The following is a 15,896-nucleotide window of genomic DNA, read 5'->3' as shown; positions in this document are numbered from 1 at the left end:
TCCGACGGGCACGCCACCCCGATCGAAAGGAACCGGACCCATGTCCGTCGCAGCCACCCCTGTGAAGCCGCAGGACCAGCAATCGGGCCCCGAGACGCGCGGAACCCGGCTTTCGCGCTGGGAGCCGGAGAACGAGGCCTTCTGGGCCTCCGGCGGCTCGCGCCTCGCCTGGCGCACGCTCACAATCACCACCGCGAACCTGATCCTCGCCTTCGTGATCTGGTTCCTGGTCTCGGCGCTGGTCGTGCGCCTCCCCGCGATCGGCTTTCAGCTGACGACGAGCCAGCTGTTCTGGCTCGCGGCCATGCCGGGCCTCGCCGGCGGGACGCTGCGCCTCGTGCACATGTTCCTCGTGCCGATCTACGGCACCCGCGCCGTGGTGGGCTGGTCGACGCTCTCGCTGCTGCTGCCGGCCTTGGGGTGGTTCTTCGCGGTGCAGAACCCGCAGACTCCCTACGTCGTGCTGATGGGTCTCGCCTTCCTGGCCGGCCTCGGCGGCGGGAACTTCTCGTCCTTCATGCCCTCGACCTCCCTGTTCTTCCCCAAGCGCCTGCAGGGCACCGCGCTCGCCATCCAGGCCGGCATCGGGAATTTCGGCGTGTCCGTCGTCCAGTTCGTCACGCCCTGGATCATCACGGTGGCGCTCTTCGGCGGGGCGACCGTCCTCGGCGAGGCGCAGGTGCTCACCAGGAACGGCGTCGAGACGCCGGTCTACCTGCAGAACGCCACCGCGGTGTTCATCCCCTTCATCGCGATCTTCGGCCTCTCCGCGCTCGCCTTCCTCAAGAGCGTGCCGGTCAAGGCGAACATCCGCGAGCAGATGGACATCTTCGGCTCGCGCCACACCTGGTCGATGACGAGCCTCTACATGATGACGTTCGGCGCCTTCGCCGGGCTCGCGGGCACCTTCCCGCTGCTCATCGCCAAGTGCTACGGCGGCCTCGAGAACGCGCCCGACCCGCTCGCCTGGGCCTTCCTCGGCCCGCTCGTCGGCTCGGCTCTGCGCGTCGTCGGCGGCCCGATCTCCGACCGGTTCGGCGGAGCGAAGGTGACGCAGGTTGCCGGGCTCGGCATGGTCGCCTGCGCGGCGACGGTGCCGATGTTCACGACGCCGGACTCGATGGCGCAGTTCCCGTTCTTCGTCGGCGCGATGCTCGGCCTGTTCGCCTTCTCGGGCGTCGGCAACGCCTCGACCTTCAAGCAGATGCCGATGATCTTCCCGCCGCGCCAGGCGGGCGGCGTGATCGGCTTCACGGCGGCGATCGCGGCCTACGGCCCCTTCGTCTTCGGCATGATGTTCGCCGGCGCCTTCGCCGCCTACGGCAACCCGAACGTCGTCTTCTACGGGCTCGCCGTCTTCTTCGCCTTCAACGTCGTCCTGAACTGGTGGATGTACGCCCGCCGGAACGCCGCGACGCCCTGCTGAGGCGCCGCCGGAGGGGGGCGCCCCCCTCCGGACAGGGCCTCGCGCCCGCGCATTCGAGACCCCTTCGAGACGAGGCTCCTTCGAGACGAGACTCCCGCGCCCGCGGCGCGCCGTCCGAGCCTCGCCAGAGACACCCCAGAGGACCATCCCATGAGCCACTTCCTCGACCGGCTGACCTTCTTCACCCGCAAGGACGAAGCCTTCTCGGACGGCCACGGCATCACCACCCGCGAGGACCGCGGCTGGGAGGACGGCTACCGCAAGCGCTGGCAGCACGACAAGGTCGTGCGCTCCACCCACGGCGTGAACTGCACGGGCTCGTGCTCGTGGAAGATCTACGTCAAGGGCGGGATCGTCACCTGGGAGACGCAGCAGACGGACTACCCGCGCACGCGGCCCGAGCTGCCCAACCACGAGCCTCGCGGCTGCGCCCGCGGCGCCTCCTATTCCTGGTATCTCTACTCGGCCAACCGGGTGAAGCACCCGCTGGTGCGCGGCCGGCTCCTGCGCCTGTGGCGCGAGGCGCGCGCGGTGCGCACGCCGGTCGCCGCCTGGGCCTCGATCCAGGAGGATCCGGCCAAGCGCAAGTCCTACACCTCGATCCGCGGTCACGGCGGCTTCGTCCGCGCGACCTGGGACGAGGTCAACGAGATGATCGCGGCGGCGAACGCCTACACGGTCAAGACCTACGGGCCGGACCGCGTCTTCGGCTTCTCGCCGATCCCGGCCATGTCGATGGTCAGCTACGCCGCCGGCGCGCGCTACCTGTCGCTGATGGGCGGCGTCTGCATGTCGTTCTACGACTGGTATTGCGACCTGCCGCCGGCCTCGCCGCAGACCTGGGGCGAGCAGACCGACGTGCCCGAGAGCGCGGACTGGTACAATGCCGGCTTCCTGATCCTGTGGGGCTCGAACGTGCCCCAGACCCGCACGCCCGACGCCCACTTCTACACCGAGGTGCGCTACCGCGGCGCGAAGTCGGTGGTGATCTGCCCCGACTACTCGGAAGCCTCGAAGTTCGCCGACATGTGGGTGTCGGTGAAGCAGGGCACCGACGCGGCGCTCGGCATGGCCATGGGCCACGTCATCCTCAAGGAGTTCCACGTCGACCGGCAGGTCCCGTACTTCGTCGACTACGCCAAGCGCTACACCGACATGCCGATGCTGGTGCGGCTCGTGCGCCAGGCGGACGGCAAGCTCGTGCCCGAGCGCTTCCTGCGCGCCTCGGACCTCGACGGCGGGATGGGCGAGACCAACAATCCCGAGTGGAAGACGCTCGCCCTCGACGAGACCACCGGCGAGCTCGTCGTGCCCAACGGCTCGGTCGGCTTCCGCTGGGGCGAGACGGGCAAGTGGAACCTCGAGGCCAAGCGCGCCGACGGCGCGCCGGTGGACCTGCGCCTCTCGCTCGCCGGCGCCGAGGATACGTTCGAGGAGGTCGCCTTCCCCTATTTCGGCAACATCGCGCACGAGCACTTCGCGAGCGACGCGCACGCGAGCGTGCTCGAGCGCCGCATCCCGGTAAAGACGCTGCAGACGGCAGAGGGCGAGGCGCTCGTCGCCACCGTCTACGACCTGTTCCTGGCGAATTACGGCGTCGACCGCGGCTTCGGCGGCGAGAACGTCGCGAAGACCTTCGACGACGACGCGCCGTATTCCCCCGCCTGGGCGGAGGCCATCACCGGCGTGCCGCGCGACCAGATCGTCACGGTGGCGCGCGAGTTCGCCCGCAACGCCGAGAAGACCAATGGGCGCTCGATGATCATCATCGGGGCTGCGATGAACCATTGGTACCACATGGACATGAACTACCGGTCCGCCATCAACATGCTGGTGATGTGCGGCTGCGTGGGGCAGTCCGGGGGCGGCTGGTCGCATTACGTGGGCCAGGAGAAGCTCAGGCCGCAGAGCGGCTGGGCGCCGCTCGCCTTCGGGCTCGACTGGGGCCGCCCGCCCCGCCAGCAGAACTCGACCTCGGCCTTCTACGCCCACACCGACCAGTGGCGCTACGAGCAGCTCGACGTCGCCGAGATCCTCTCGCCGACCGCGCCCGCCGGCCCGTGGGACGGCGCGATCATCGACTACAACATCCGCGCCGAGCGCATGGGCTGGCTGCCCTCCGCGCCGCAGCTCGAGAAGAACCCGCTCACCGTCGCCAAGAAGGCCGCCGAGGCCGGGCTCGCGCCGAAGGACTACGTCGCCAAGGCGCTCAAGGACGGCGAGCTGCGCCTCTCCTGCGAGGACCCGGACAACCCGAGGAACTGGCCGCGCAACCTGTTCGTCTGGCGCTCGAACCTGCTCGGCTCGTCCGGCAAGGGCCACGAATACTTCCTCAAGCACCTGCTCGGCACCAAGCACGGGCTGCTCGGCAAGGATCTCGGCGCCGAGGGCAAGCGCAAGTCCAAGGAGGTCGTGTGGCGCGACGAGGCGCCGGAGGGCAAGCTCGACCTCCTGGTCACGCTCGACTTCCGCATGTCGACGACCTGCGTCTACTCGGACATCGTGCTCCCCACCGCCTCCTGGTACGAGAAGGACGACCTCAACACCTCCGACATGCACCCCTTCATCCACCCGCTCACCGCGGCGGTGGACCCGGTCTGGGAGAGCCGCACCGACTGGAACATCTACAAGGGCCTGGCGGAGAAGTTCTCCGAGGTCGCGCCGGAGGTGCTCGGCGTCGAGACGGACGTGGTGCTCACCCCCATCCTGCACGACACCCCCGGCGAGATCGCGCAGCCCTTCGACGTCGCCGACTGGAAGACCGGCGCCATCGACCCGATCCCGGGGCGTACCATGCCGCAGGTGACGGTCGTCGAGCGCGACTACCCGAACCTCTACGCCCGCTTCACCGCGCTCGGCCCGCTGATGACGAAGGTCGGCAACGGCGGCAAGGGCATGGCCTGGAACACAGAGCACGAGGTCGAGGCCTTGAAGGCGCTCAACGGCGTGGTCGAGAGCGGGCCGACAAAGGGGCTCGCGAAGATCGAGACCGCCATCGACGCCTGCGAGGTGCTCCTCATGCTCGCGCCGGAGACGAACGGCGAGGTCGCGGTCAAGGCCTGGGAATCGCTCCAGACGTTCACGGGCCGCGAGCACGCGCATCTCGCGCTCCCGAAGGAGGACGAGAAGATCCGCTTCCGCGACGTGGTCGCCCAGCCGCGCAAGATCATCTCCTCGCCGATCTGGTCGGGCCTCGAATCCGAGAAGGTCTGCTACAACGCCGGCTACACGAACGTCCACGAGCTGATCCCGTGGCGGACGCTCACCGGCCGCCAGCAGCTCTACCAGGATCACCTGTGGATGCGCGCCTTCGGCGAGGGCTTCTGCGTCTACCGCCCGCCGATCGACATGAAGACGGTCGCTCCCGTGAAGGGCCGCGGGGCGGACGGCGCGCCGGAGATCGTGCTCAACTTCATCACGCCGCACCAGAAGTGGGGCATCCACTCGACCTATTCCGACAACCTGATGATGCTCACGCTGAACCGGGGCGGGCCGGTCGTGTGGATCTCCGAGACCGACGCCAAGGCGGCCGGCATCGCCGACAACGACTGGATCGAGGTCTACAACGCCAACGGCGCGATCTCGGCGCGCGCGGTCGTCTCCCAGCGCGTCAAGGACGGCATGTGCATGATGTACCATGCCCAGGAGAAGATCGTGAACACGCCGGGGTCGACCCTCACCGGCCAGCGCGGCGGCATTCACAACTCGGTCACGCGCGCGGTCTTGAAGCCCACGCACATGATCGGCGGCTACGCCCAGCTCTCCTACGGCTTCAACTACTACGGCACGGTGGGCGCCAACCGCGACGAGTTCGTGGTGATCCGCAAGATGGCGAAGGTGGACTGGCTCGACGACGAGCCGGTTCCGGCCGTCGCCGCGGAGTGACGCCGTCGCCTCGGCGCCCGCGCGCGACGCGGGCTCCGGGGCCGCCCTTAGGGGCTCGATCCGAGTGTCGCCTGGACCCGCTCCAGGCTACCGAAATCCTCGACAGATCAAGCGCTTCGAGAGCCGTATTCGGCCCGCCGCGCGAGGGGACAAGACGATGAAGATCCGCGCTCAGATCGCGATGGTTCTCAACCTCGACAAGTGCATCGGCTGCCACACCTGCTCGGTGACCTGCAAGAACGTCTGGACGAACCGGGAAGGCATGGAATACGCCTGGTTCAACAACGTCGAGACCAAGCCCGGCATCGGCTATCCGAAGGACTGGGAGAACCAGGGCAAGTGGAAGGGCGGCTGGCGCCGCAAGGCGTCGGGCGAGATCGAGCCGCGCATCGGCTCGAAATGGCGGGTTCTCGCGAACATCTTCGCCAACCCCGACCTGCCCGAGATCGACGACTATTACGAGCCCTTCGATTTCGACTACGAGCACCTCCAGACCGCCCCCGAGGGCCGCGCCTTCCCGACCGCGCGCCCGCGCTCGAAGATCACCGGCGAGCGGATGCAGAAGATCGAGTGGGGCCCGAACTGGGAGGAGATCCTCTCCGGCGAGTTCTCGAAGCGCTCCAAGGACGCGAATTTCGAGGGCGTCGAGAAGGAGATCTACGGCCAGTTCGAGAACACCTTCATGATGTACCTGCCGAGGCTGTGCGAGCACTGCCTCAACCCGACCTGCGCCGCCGCCTGCCCGTCGGGCGCGATCTACAAGCGCGAGGAGGACGGCGTCGTCCTGATCGACCAGGACAAGTGCCGCGGCTGGCGCATGTGCGTCTCGGGCTGCCCCTACAAGAAGATCTACTTCAACTGGGAGAGCGGCAAGTCGGAGAAGTGCACGCTCTGCTACCCGCGCCTCGAGGCGGGCCAGCCGACCGTCTGCTCGGAGACCTGCGTCGGGCGCATCCGCTATCTCGGCGTCGTCCTCTACGACGCCGACCGCATCGAGGAGGCGGCGTCCACCCCCGACGAGGGCGATCTCTACGACGCGCAGATGAAGGTCTTCCTCGACCCGAACGACCCGCGCGTGATCGCCCAGGCCCGCGAAGAGGGCATCCCGGACGCCTGGCTCGAGGCCGCCAGGCGCTCGCCCGTCTGGAAGATGGCCATGGAGTGGAAGATCGCCTTCCCGCTCCACCCCGAGTACCGCACGCTCCCCATGGTCTGGTACGTGCCGCCGCTCTCGCCGATCCAGTCGGCCGCGGAAGCCGGCAAGATCGGCGTCGACGGCGAGATGCCGGACGTCAAGAACCTGCGCATCCCCGTGCGCTATCTCGCGAACCTCCTGACCGCGGGCCGCGAGGAGCCGGTGGTGACCGGCCTCGAGCGCATGCTCGCCATGCGCGCCTACATGCGCGCCAAGACGATCGACGGCGTGCTGGACGAGGCCATCGCCGGCAAGGTCGGCCTCTCGGGCGCGCAGATCGAGGAGATGTACCGGATCATGGCGATCGCGAACTACGAGGATCGCTTCGTGATCCCGACGTCGCATCGCGAGGCCGGCCTGGAGGACGCCTACGACCTGCGCGGCTCGTGCGGCTTCTCCTTCGGCAACGGCTGCTCGGGCGGCGACACCACGACGGGCCTGTTCGGCGCCAAGCGCCGCAAGGAGCCCAAGACCCCGATGGAGGTCGCCTGAGGGCGGCCGGACGGGAAGGAACACGACCATGCTCACCCTGAAGGCGCTTTCCGCGCTCCTCACCTACCCCAGCCGAGAGCTCGTGCGTGCGATCCCCGCCATCCGCGAGGCGATCGCCGTCGCGGGCGCGCTCGACGGCTACGCCATGGCGGCGCTCGAGCCGCTCCTCGCGAGCCTCTCCCGCGAGGACCTCTACGATCTGGAGGAGCGCTACGTGCTCCTCTTCGATCGCACGCGCGCGCATTCGCTGAACCTCTTCGAGCACGTCCACGGCGAGAGCCGCGACCGCGGCCAGGCGATGGTGGATCTCCAGGCGCTCTACGAGGGCGCCGGCTTCTCCATCGACGCCGCCGAGCTGCCGGACTACCTGCCGCTCTTCCTCGAATACGCCTCGACCCTGCCCGAGGCGGAGGCGCGCGCGCTCCTCGCCGAGCCGGCCCACGTCTTCGAGGCCCTGCGCGAGCGCCTCGCCCGCAAGGAGAGCCCTTACGCCGCGGTCTTCGCCGCCTTGGTGGCGCTTGCCGCGCAGGCGCCGGAGGCCTCCTCCTTCGAGGCGCTCGCCGAGATCGAGGAGACGGACCCGAACGACCTCGAGGCCCTCGACCGCGTCTGGGAGGAGGAGGAGGTCCGCTTCGGCCCCGGCGCGGCGACCGCCGAATGCGGGGTCGACAGCCTCGCCGCGAAGGTGCGCCAGGCGCGCCGTCCGGCGCCCGGGCTCGAGACGCCGGCCATGATGGGCCCGCGCACCGTCTTCACCCATTCCTCCGCAACCGACCGCGCCTGAGGAGGCCAGAGCCATGGAGACCTCGCTCAATCACATCCTCTTCGGATGGTTTCCCTATCTCGCGCTGACGGTCTTCCTCGTCGGCTCGCTGCTGCGGTTCGACCGGGAGCAGTACACCTGGAAAGCGAGCTCGAGCCAGCTCCTGCGCCGCAAGCAGCTGGTGCTCGGCTCGGTACTTTTCCACGTCGGCATCCTGGTGCTCTTCCTCGGTCACGCCGCCGGGCTCCTCACCCCCGCCTTCATCTTCGAGGCGGTGGGGATCTCGAAGTCCTTCAAGCAGGGCATGGCGATCGTGGTGGGCGGCATCGCTGGCCTCGCGACGCTGGTCGGCATCTCGCTGCTCACGCATCGGCGCCTGTTCGATCCGCGCATCCGCGCGGCCTCGTCACCCGCCGACACCGCGATCCTGCTGATCATCTTCGCCCAGCTGCTGCTCGGGCTGGCCACGATCCCGCTCTCGCTCGGCCACATGGACGGGTACGAGATGCTCAAGTTCATGACCTGGTCGCAAGGCATCCTGACGCTGCAGCCCGGCGTCTCGGCGGTGGTCGCGAACGTGCACCCGATCTTCAAGGCGCACCTCCTGCTCGGCATGACGATCTTCCTCGTCTTCCCCTTCACCCGCCTCGTCCACATCTGGTCCGCCCCGGTCTGGTATCTCGGCCGGCGCGGCTACCAGGTGGTCCGCACCAAGAAGCCGGCGCCCGCGAAGCAGCCGGCCCCGGCGGCGCGCCCCGCGCCCGCCCGTCCCGTCCCCGCGGCCCAGCCCGCCGAGTGACGGCCCTCGCGCCGGCCCGGATGCTGCCGTCCGGGCCGGCTCTTTCCCATCTCCGCTCGCCCCCGAGGAGCGCTCCCATGTCCGCCTGCTCCGTCCGCCAGATCCCCAATGCCCCGCGCCGCCCGATCCGCGTCGGCGGCAAGACCCTCTCCCACGCCATGATCGCCCGCGAGGTGCAGAACCACCCGGCGCTCAGCCCGGTCGCGGCCTGGAAGCAGGCGGCGCTCGCCCTCGTCCTGCGCGAGGCGCTGGCCCAGGAGGCCGACCGCCTCGGGGTCGTGGGCGTCCCCCGTGCGGATGCGCAGGGCCGCCGCGAGACACAGGGCGAGGCCGACCAGCGCGCCCTCGTCGAGCGCGAGGTGGTCACCCCGGAGCCGACCGAGGACGAGTGCCGGCGCTATTACGAGACCCATCGCGAGCGCTTCCGCGCGCCGACCCTCTACGAGGCCGCCCACGTCCTGATCGGCGCGCCGCGGGAGAACGACGCCGCCTTCGCCGCCGCGCTGGAGAAGGCGCGCATGCTCGCGGCGCATCTGAAGGAGCGCCCCGGCGACCTCTCCGATCTGGCGCGGCTGCATTCCACCTGCCCCTCGGCGGAGGAGGGCGGCCATCTCGGCCAGGTCCGCCAGGGCGAGACCACGCCCGAGTTCGAGGCCGCCATGGACGCGCTCGCCCCCGGCGCGGTGTCCGATCCCGTCGAGACCCGCTACGGCGTCCACGTCGTGCGCCTCGACCGCAGGATCGCGGGCGCGATCCTCCCCTTCGAGGCCGTCGCGGCGCGCATCGGAGCGTACCTGCGCGAGGCCGTGCGCCGGCGCGCCGAGGCGCAATACGTCGCCCGTCTCCTCGCCCGAAGCGGCGTCGAGGGCCTCGAGATCCCCGCGCCCGGCGCGCTCAACGTGCATTGAGGAGACGGCCATGCTGCTCGGAGACCTCATCGCTCGCCTCGACGACGAGGTGGTCGCGCTCGAAGCCCTCCTCGGGCTCGGCGACCTCGCGCTCCTCGCCGAGGTCGAGACCGCCGCCGCCTGCGTCGGGCTCACGGCCGGCGCCTTCGCCGCCCAGGCGGTCGGCCTGTTCGCGTCGGGCGCGAGCGACGACGACTGGGTGACGCTCATCGGTTCGATCGGCCGCGCCGAAGACCCCGGGGCCGCGTGCCTGAAAGGCATGCTCGCCTATGCGCTCCGGCCCGCGCCGGCCGCGCCCGCCTGCGGGCACGCGGGCTGAGGGCGATCTCATGTCCTGCCCCGCCCTCTCGCCGCTGATCGACGGGCACGCACGGCGCGTCACCTACCTGCGCGTCTCGGTGACGGATCGCTGCGACCTGCGCTGCGTCTACTGCATGTCGGAGGCGATGACCTTCCTGCCCAAGCGCGAGCTGCTCTCGCTGGAAGAGCTCGACCGGCTGTGCTCGGCCTTCGTCGCCCGCGGCGTGCGCAAGCTGCGCTTCACCGGCGGCGAGCCGCTGGTGCGCCGCGACCTGATCGACCTGATCGGCGGCCTCTCGCGCCATCTCGACTCCGGCGCGCTCGACGAGATCACCCTCACCACCAACGGTACGCTGCTCGCCCGCCACGCCGAGGCGCTGGCGGAGCGCGGCGTGCGACGCATCAACGTCTCGCTGGATACGCTCTGCCCCGAGCGCTATCGCGCCATCACTCGCTGGGGCTCCCTCGACAAGATCCTCGCCGGCCTCGACGCCGCGCAGGAAGCCGGGCTTTCGGTGAAGCTCAACGCGGTCGCGCTGCAGGATTCCGACGAGGGCGAGATCGAGCGGCTCATGCGCTTCGCCCACGGGCGCTCCATGGATTTGACGCTGATCGAGGTGATGCCGCTCGGCGATGTCGGCGCCCACCGGGCCGACCAGTATCTCTCGCTCGAGGCCGTGAAGGCGCGCCTCGCCGCGCGCTACACGCTGGAGCCGATCGCGCACCGTACCGGCGGGCCGGCGCGCTATGTCCGCGTCGCCGAGACGGGCGGGCGGCTCGGCTTCATCACGCCTCTGTCCCATAATTTCTGCGAGAGCTGCAACCGCGTGCGGGTCACCTGCACCGGCCAGCTCTTCACCTGCCTCGGCCACGAGGGCGCCCACGACCTGCGCGCGGCGCTTCGCGGCTCGGAGGGCGATGCGCGGCTGCATGCGGCGATCGACGCCGCGATCGCGAGAAAGCCGAAGGGCCACGACTTCGTGGTCGAGCGGGGACGCGCGCCGACGCTCTCCCGCCATATGAGCGTCACGGGAGGCTGAGCATGGCCGAGACGACGCACCGCCCCGCCCGCATCGGCATCCTCACCGTCTCCGATCGCGCCAGCGCCGGGACCTACGAGGACGCGAGCGGGCCGGCCATCCGCGCCGCGCTCGACGAGATGCTGGCGACGCCCTTCGAGCCGATCGCGCGCCTTGTGCCGGACGGCGTCGAGAGCGTGCGCGCGGCCATCGTCGCCCTCGTCGACGCGGGCGGCTGCGATCTCGTCCTGACCACCGGCGGCACCGGCCCCGCCCCGCGCGACCTCACGCCGGAGGCGACGAAGGCCGCCTGCGAGAAGCTCCTCCCCGGCTTCGGCGAGCTGATGCGCGCGAAGAGCCTCGAGCGCGTGCCGACCGCCATCCTGTCACGCCAGACGGCCGGAATCCGCGGCCGCGCGCTCGTGATCAACCTGCCCGGCAAGCCGTCCTCGATCCGCACGACGCTGCTCGCGGTGATGCCCGCCGTGCCCTATTGCCTCGACCTGATCGGCGCGGCGCGGATCGAGACCCGGCCGGACGTGGTGACGGCGTTCCGGCCGGCGTCGGCCGGGTGACGCGCCGGAGGGCGCGAGGATCAGCCCTCGGCGATGCGCGCCAGCGCGACGCGGTCGCGCAGCGCGATGCGCCGGCGCCCGCCGGCGACGATCCCGTCCCGCTCCCAGGCGCTGAGGATGCGGCTCACCGTGTGGAGCGTCGAGCCGGTCATCTCCGCCACGTCCTGGCGCGAGAGCGGGAAGTCGATCTCGACGCCCTCCGCTCCGGCCCTTCCGGAGCGCTCGGCCAGCCGCAGCAGCGCATGCGCGATGCGCTGCTCCACGGGCTCCGTGGCGAGCTCGACGACGCGGGCATGCGCATCCTGCAGGCGCCCGCCGACGGTCTGGAGCGCGTTCGCGGCGAAGGCGGGGTTCAGCGCGAGGAGCCGCGGCCAGGCGCGCGTCGGCCAGGCGGCCGCGGTGCTGTCGACGATGGACGTGGCCGTCGCGGGATAGGTGGTGCGGCCGACCGCCGGCGCGATCCCGAAGAGGTCGCCCGGCGTGACGAAGCGCACCACGACCTGCTGCCCGTCCGACGTGAGCTTCGTCACCCGCAGCCGCCCGTCGATCAGCACGAAGAAGGCGTGCGCCTCCTCCTCCTGCGCGAAGACGGTCGCGTCCTTCGCATACCGCGCGGTCCGCCCGGCGGCGAGGATCTCCGCGAGCGCCCCCTCGTCCACGCCCGCGAAGAGGGGCATGGCGGCGAGCCGGGCGCGATCGGTCGGCGTCATGGGCGGGCTCCGTTCGGCGGCGTCCTGCCGCCGTCCCGGTGTAGCACCGCGCCGCGCGCGAGGTCGAGCGAGCTTGCGCCAGGACAACGACCGCCGCGCGCCCGCGCGCGAGCCTCGTCCACCACGGCAACGACGAGCCAGACCATGGCTTCGATCCCCCGCACCCGCGCCAGCGCCGGCCCGGCTCTCTTCTCCTGCGGCTTTCGCCCCTTCTTCCTCCTCGGCGCGATCCAGGCGGGGCTCGCCATGCTCCTGTGGGTGCCGGCCCATCTCGGCGCGATCGCCCTGCCCACGGCGTTCTCGCCCCTCGACTGGCATGTCCACGAGATGCTCTACGGCTTCGTCCCCGCCGTCGCCACGGGCTTCCTGCTCACCGCGATCCCAAACTGGACCGGGCGCCTGCCGCTCCAGGGCGCGCCCCTCGCCGGCCTCGTCGTCGCCTGGCTCGCGGGGCGCGTCGCGGTGGCCGCGTCCGCGACGATCGGCTGGCAGGCCGCGATGGCCGTCGACGTCCTCTTCCTCGCCCTCGTCGCGGCGGCCTGCGCACGGGAGATCGTCGCCGGACGCAACTGGCGCAACCTGAAGGTCCTCGCGCCCCTCGTCCTGCTCGGCGTCGGCAACGCCGTCTTCCATCTGGAGGCGGGCCTCGCCGGCGCGGCGGAGCACGGCCCGCGGCTGGGGATCGCGGCGACGATCCTGCTCGTCATGCTCATCGGCGGGCGAATCGTCCCGAGCTTCACCCGCAACTGGCTCGCCCGGGAGAATCCCGGCCGGCTGCCCGCCCCGTTCGGTCGCTTCGACGCCGTCTCCCTGATCGCCGCGGTCGGCGCGCTGGCGCTGTGGATCGCGGCGCCCGAGGCGGCCGTCACCGGCGCGGCGCTGATCCTCGCGGGGCTCGGCCAGGCGGCGCGTCTCGCCCGCTGGGCCGGGGACAGGACCGCGCGCGAGCCGCTCGTCGCGATCCTGCACGCGGCCTATGCCTTCGTGCCGCTCGGCTTCCTGCTCGTCGGCCTCGCCGCCTTCGGCCTCGTCGTGCCGAGCGCCGGCATCCACGCCTGGACCGGCGGCGCCGTGGGCGCGATGACGCTCGCGGTGATGACCCGCGCCACGCGCGGGCATACGGGCCGCCCGCTCGTCGCCGACCTCGGCACCGCGTTCCTCTACGGGCTCGTGATCGCCGGCGCGCTGGCGCGGATCGCGGCGAGCCTCGCGCCGGGTCACGCCGTCGCCCTCCTGCATCTCGGCGGGGCGGCCTTCGCCGCCGCCTTCCTCGGCTTCGCGCTGGTCTACGGCCCGCTCCTGGTGCGCCCGCGACGCGCGGCCTGAACGCGCCGTCCGCCCGGAGCGTTGGCGCCGTACAGGCACGCCACCCGCCGGCCCATCACCCGGAGATCTCGCATGACCACCGATCCGAAGACCCTGCCCTCGGGCGCCGGCGACGTCGCAGCCGCCTATCCGCGCGTCTGGGACGCCTACGCCGCGCTCGGCCGGGCGACGAGCGAGGCGGGACCGATCGACGGCCGCACGGCCCGGCTCGTGAAGCTCGCCCTCGCCATCGGCGCGCTCTCCGAAGGCGCGGTGCATTCCCACACGCGCCGCGCGCTCGAGGAGGGAATCGAGCCCGCGGCCTTGAAGCAGGTCGCCTTGATGGCGATCCCGACCATGGGCTTCCCCCAGGGGGTCCGCGCCCTCACCTGGATCGAGGACGTGACCGATCCCGGGTGACCCGCCGGACCGGCATGGGCGCCGCGGGGCTTGCAAAGGCCGGAAAACGGAAGAACAGATAGCGGGCGACGAACGAGCCAGGGAACGCGCCGGTCTCCATGCGCCCTCACGACAGCCCCGAAATCCGGCATCTGCCGCTGTTCCGCGACATGCTTCAGGCGAGCTACGACGCGCTCATGCACAGCACGCAGACGGAGCGCTTCGCCGCAGGCGGCGAGCTGATTCGCCAAGGCGACCCGGCCGATTTCCTGCACGTGGTGCTGGAAGGCGCGGTGGAGCTCTACGCGCGATGGGAGGGGCGCGAGACCACGATGGCGGTCGTGCGGCCCGTGGGCACCTTCATCCTCGCCGCCTGCATCCGGGATGCGCCCTACCTGATGTCGGCGCGCATTCTCGAGCCGGCGCGCGTGATGCGCATCCCGGCCTCGGACCTGCGCGCCGTCTTCCGGCGCGACCCGGAATTCGCCGTCTCCGTGATCCAGGAGCTCGCCGGCGCCTATCGCGCCGTCGTGCGCCACGCCAAGGGCCTGAAGCTGCGCACCTCGCGCGAGCGCATCGCCTCCTACCTCCTGCGTCAGTCGCGGCAGGCGGGCGACGCCGACAGCTTCGTCCTGCCGGTCGAGAAGCGGCTCCTCGCGAGCTATCTCGGCATGACGCCGGAGAATTTCAGCCGCGCGCTGCGCGCGCTGGAGCCCGAGGGCCTGCGGCTCGACGGCCTGCGCGTCACGATCACCGACCGCGCCAGGCTGATGGACGTGGCCCGGCCCGACTGGCTGATCGACGGGCCCGACCCCGAAGGCGCGAGCGCCGGCGCCAGCCTGCCGCCGGTGGCCGCTCCCGGCTGAGCCGCGCGGGCGCGTCGAGCGCTCAGGACCGCGCGGCCTCGCCGACGCCCGCCATCGCCCGCGCGCCCCGCTCGGCGGCCGCCGCGACGTCCCGGAACAGGAGCTTGAGCTCGCGGTAGACGCTCGCGTCCGGCTCGGCCAGGGGAACGTCGTCGAGCTCCGCCAGCAGCGCGAGCAGCAGCCCGATCCGCTCGCGCGCGTCGCGACCCTCGACCAGCGCCTGCCGGCGCGCCCGCTTCTCCTCCAGATCCGAGAAGCGCGTCAGCGCGCCGTCGAGACGCGCCTTGCAGTCGCAGCCGAGATCGAGGCCGGCGACGACGGCGCGGAGCCGGCTCAACGTCTGCCCCGCCTCGTCGGCGGGTCGCGATCGCGCGGCGAGATCGATCACATTCATCCTTGTCTCCCCTCGATCGGGTCTCGATCGACCCTGCCGCGGGCGGCGGAGCGCGACGTTGCGCTCGCGCAACGACCCCGCCGCGACGGCGGGGTAGGCAGACGGACGGACACGGGAGGAGCGCGTCATGAGCCTGATGGTCGATCTGCGCAGCTGGTGGGCGAGCCGCACGGCCCCGCAACCCCTCCGGTCCCTGAGCCGGGACGAGCGTGACGCGCTCGCGCGCGACGTGGGGCTCGACGTCGACGGCCTGGAGCGCATCGCCGCCCGCGGCCCGCAGGCCGGCCGCGAGCTCGGCCGCATGCTCGCGGCGCTGGGGATCGACGCCGAGGCCGTCCGGCGGCGCGACCGCGTGCTGATGCGCGACATGAGCGCCACCTGCTCGCGCTGCCTCAGCGTGCGCGCCTGCCGTCGGCACCTCGACCGCGGCGTCGCCCGCGCGGTCTACCAGCACGTCTGCCCGAACGCGGCCTCCCTCGCCCATCTCGAAGCGCGGTCGTGGTGGGGCGCGCCCGACGGCGAGAGCCGGCCCGGCTGACGCCTGCGCGTGGCGAACGCCTCGGCGGAACCGCGGGATCTCAGGACGGCGCGAAGGGGGACGGGCGCCCGAGCGATGGAGCTCCGCGTCGAGCAACGGCCGTGCCGCTCGAATGCGGATGTTGCGCTGCAGCAATCTACGATAATACAGCAGCCGGACCGGCGTAATACCCTGCTTCGGAAGTCCCGCTCGAACATGGGTCGGGCAAATACGGGAATTGGGTTTATCATGTAAACGTTAGACGCAGTAATTGCTTCAATTTTACTGAGGGTTGCTGCCCAATTCCGTGGCAAAAATATGGTTGATGAACGATCCGAGGCCG

General features: G+C 71.1%; 15 protein-coding genes. 13 read left to right on the top strand and 2 right to left on the bottom strand.

Annotated elements, in window-relative coordinates:
• Positions 1-40 precede the first annotated feature (40 nt).
• The 9 genes from ABL310_RS02445 to mog all read left to right on the top strand — a co-directional run bounded on the left by ABL310_RS02445 (position 41) and on the right by mog (position 11,362).
• Entirely contained in the window at positions 41-1,426 is a 1,386-nt protein-coding gene (locus tag ABL310_RS02445) for a nitrate/nitrite transporter (protein ID WP_349370132.1), read from the top strand.
• A 150-nt stretch (positions 1,427-1,576) separates the two neighbouring features.
• Positions 1,577-5,311, top strand: coding sequence for a nitrate reductase subunit alpha (locus ABL310_RS02440; RefSeq protein ID WP_349370131.1), 3,735 nt, complete (start codon positions 1,577-1,579; stop codon positions 5,309-5,311).
• A 157-nt stretch (positions 5,312-5,468) separates the two neighbouring features.
• Positions 5,469-6,998 carry a nitrate reductase subunit beta gene (gene narH, locus ABL310_RS02435; protein WP_349370130.1) on the top strand — a complete coding sequence of 510 codons (1,530 nt, stop codon included), beginning with the start codon at positions 5,469-5,471 and terminating at the stop codon, positions 6,996-6,998.
• A gap of 28 nt (positions 6,999-7,026) precedes the next feature.
• Positions 7,027-7,782 (top strand): nitrate reductase molybdenum cofactor assembly chaperone, encoded by a 756-nt coding sequence (gene narJ, locus ABL310_RS02430; protein WP_349370129.1) that lies wholly within the window; start codon positions 7,027-7,029, stop codon positions 7,780-7,782.
• Positions 7,783-7,795: 13 nt separating this feature from the next.
• Complete coding sequence (narI, locus tag ABL310_RS02425; RefSeq protein ID WP_349370128.1) at positions 7,796-8,560, top strand: respiratory nitrate reductase subunit gamma; 765 nt, start codon at positions 7,796-7,798, stop codon at positions 8,558-8,560.
• Between the two features lie 77 nt (positions 8,561-8,637).
• Positions 8,638-9,468, top strand: coding sequence for a peptidylprolyl isomerase (locus tag ABL310_RS02420; protein WP_349370127.1), 831 nt, complete (start codon positions 8,638-8,640; stop codon positions 9,466-9,468).
• A 10-nt stretch (positions 9,469-9,478) separates the two neighbouring features.
• The gene (locus ABL310_RS02415; protein WP_349370126.1) at positions 9,479-9,787 is read left to right on the top strand and encodes a hypothetical protein; all 309 of its coding nucleotides are present in this window, start codon (positions 9,479-9,481) and stop codon (positions 9,785-9,787) included.
• 10 nt (positions 9,788-9,797) lie between these two features.
• Positions 9,798-10,808 carry a GTP 3',8-cyclase MoaA gene (moaA, locus tag ABL310_RS02410; protein ID WP_349370125.1) on the top strand — a complete coding sequence of 337 codons (1,011 nt, stop codon included), beginning with the start codon at positions 9,798-9,800 and terminating at the stop codon, positions 10,806-10,808.
• 2 nt (positions 10,809-10,810) lie between these two features.
• Entirely contained in the window at positions 10,811-11,362 is a 552-nt protein-coding gene (gene mog / locus ABL310_RS02405) for a molybdopterin adenylyltransferase (protein WP_349370124.1), read from the top strand.
• A gap of 20 nt (positions 11,363-11,382) precedes the next feature.
• On the opposite strand, the gene ABL310_RS02400 is transcribed toward mog, so the two are convergent.
• Positions 11,383-12,072 (bottom strand): Crp/Fnr family transcriptional regulator, encoded by a 690-nt coding sequence (locus ABL310_RS02400; protein ID WP_349370123.1) that lies wholly within the window; start codon positions 12,070-12,072, stop codon positions 11,383-11,385.
• Between the two features lie 144 nt (positions 12,073-12,216).
• Here ABL310_RS02400 and ABL310_RS02395 point away from each other — a divergent pair, with 144 nt between their 5' ends.
• The 3 genes from ABL310_RS02395 (at position 12,217) to ABL310_RS02385 (ending at position 14,642) form a co-directional block, all read left to right on the top strand.
• Positions 12,217-13,398 carry an NnrS family protein gene (locus ABL310_RS02395; RefSeq protein WP_349370122.1) on the top strand — a complete coding sequence of 394 codons (1,182 nt, stop codon included), beginning with the start codon at positions 12,217-12,219 and terminating at the stop codon, positions 13,396-13,398.
• Between the two features lie 72 nt (positions 13,399-13,470).
• Positions 13,471-13,797 (top strand): carboxymuconolactone decarboxylase family protein, encoded by a 327-nt coding sequence (locus tag ABL310_RS02390; RefSeq protein WP_349370121.1) that lies wholly within the window; start codon positions 13,471-13,473, stop codon positions 13,795-13,797.
• A gap of 98 nt (positions 13,798-13,895) precedes the next feature.
• Positions 13,896-14,642: a cyclic nucleotide-binding domain-containing protein gene (locus ABL310_RS02385; protein ID WP_349370120.1), complete on the top strand. Its 747-nt coding sequence runs from the start codon at positions 13,896-13,898 to the stop codon at positions 14,640-14,642.
• 22 nt (positions 14,643-14,664) lie between these two features.
• Here ABL310_RS02385 and ABL310_RS02380 read toward each other — a convergent pair whose 3' ends face one another.
• On the bottom strand, positions 14,665-15,036 hold the full coding sequence (locus ABL310_RS02380; RefSeq protein ID WP_349370119.1) for a hypothetical protein: 372 nt from the start codon (positions 15,034-15,036) through the stop codon (positions 14,665-14,667).
• A gap of 127 nt (positions 15,037-15,163) precedes the next feature.
• Here ABL310_RS02380 and ABL310_RS02375 point away from each other — a divergent pair, with 127 nt between their 5' ends.
• The gene (locus tag ABL310_RS02375; protein ID WP_349370118.1) at positions 15,164-15,574 is read left to right on the top strand and encodes a DUF6455 family protein; all 411 of its coding nucleotides are present in this window, start codon (positions 15,164-15,166) and stop codon (positions 15,572-15,574) included.
• Positions 15,575-15,896: the final 322 nt, after the last annotated feature.

Origin of the sequence: Salinarimonas sp. (assembly GCF_040111675.1) — a bacterium.
In the GTDB taxonomy this organism is placed as follows: domain Bacteria; phylum Pseudomonadota; class Alphaproteobacteria; order Rhizobiales; family Beijerinckiaceae; genus Salinarimonas.
Note: the sequence above shows the minus strand (reverse complement) of the source record. Positions and strands in the feature narration are given on the sequence as shown.

Bases quoted from the DNA above. Each gene is read 5' to 3' on its own strand.
- ABL310_RS02440 (WP_349370131.1), top strand. From the start codon at position 1,577: ATGAGCCACTTCCTCGACCGGCTGACCTTCTTCACCCGCAAGGACGAA.
- ABL310_RS02395 (WP_349370122.1), top strand. From the start codon at position 12,217: ATGGCTTCGATCCCCCGCACCCGCGCCAGCGCCGGCCCGGCTCTCTTC.
- narI (WP_349370128.1), top strand. From the start codon at position 7,796: ATGGAGACCTCGCTCAATCACATCCTCTTCGGATGGTTTCCCTATCTC.
- ABL310_RS02390 (WP_349370121.1), top strand. From the start codon at position 13,471: ATGACCACCGATCCGAAGACCCTGCCCTCGGGCGCCGGCGACGTCGCA.
- ABL310_RS02445 (WP_349370132.1), top strand. From the start codon at position 41: ATGTCCGTCGCAGCCACCCCTGTGAAGCCGCAGGACCAGCAATCGGGC.
- ABL310_RS02415 (WP_349370126.1), top strand. From the start codon at position 9,479: ATGCTGCTCGGAGACCTCATCGCTCGCCTCGACGACGAGGTGGTCGCG.
- ABL310_RS02375 (WP_349370118.1), top strand. From the start codon at position 15,164: ATGAGCCTGATGGTCGATCTGCGCAGCTGGTGGGCGAGCCGCACGGCC.
- narJ (WP_349370129.1), top strand. From the start codon at position 7,027: ATGCTCACCCTGAAGGCGCTTTCCGCGCTCCTCACCTACCCCAGCCGA.
- mog (WP_349370124.1), top strand. From the start codon at position 10,811: ATGGCCGAGACGACGCACCGCCCCGCCCGCATCGGCATCCTCACCGTC.
- moaA (WP_349370125.1), top strand. From the start codon at position 9,798: ATGTCCTGCCCCGCCCTCTCGCCGCTGATCGACGGGCACGCACGGCGC.
- ABL310_RS02385 (WP_349370120.1), top strand. From the start codon at position 13,896: ATGCGCCCTCACGACAGCCCCGAAATCCGGCATCTGCCGCTGTTCCGC.
- ABL310_RS02400 (WP_349370123.1), bottom strand. From the start codon at position 12,072: ATGACGCCGACCGATCGCGCCCGGCTCGCCGCCATGCCCCTCTTCGCG.
- narH (WP_349370130.1), top strand. From the start codon at position 5,469: ATGAAGATCCGCGCTCAGATCGCGATGGTTCTCAACCTCGACAAGTGC.
- ABL310_RS02420 (WP_349370127.1), top strand. From the start codon at position 8,638: ATGTCCGCCTGCTCCGTCCGCCAGATCCCCAATGCCCCGCGCCGCCCG.
- ABL310_RS02380 (WP_349370119.1), bottom strand. From the start codon at position 15,036: ATGAATGTGATCGATCTCGCCGCGCGATCGCGACCCGCCGACGAGGCG.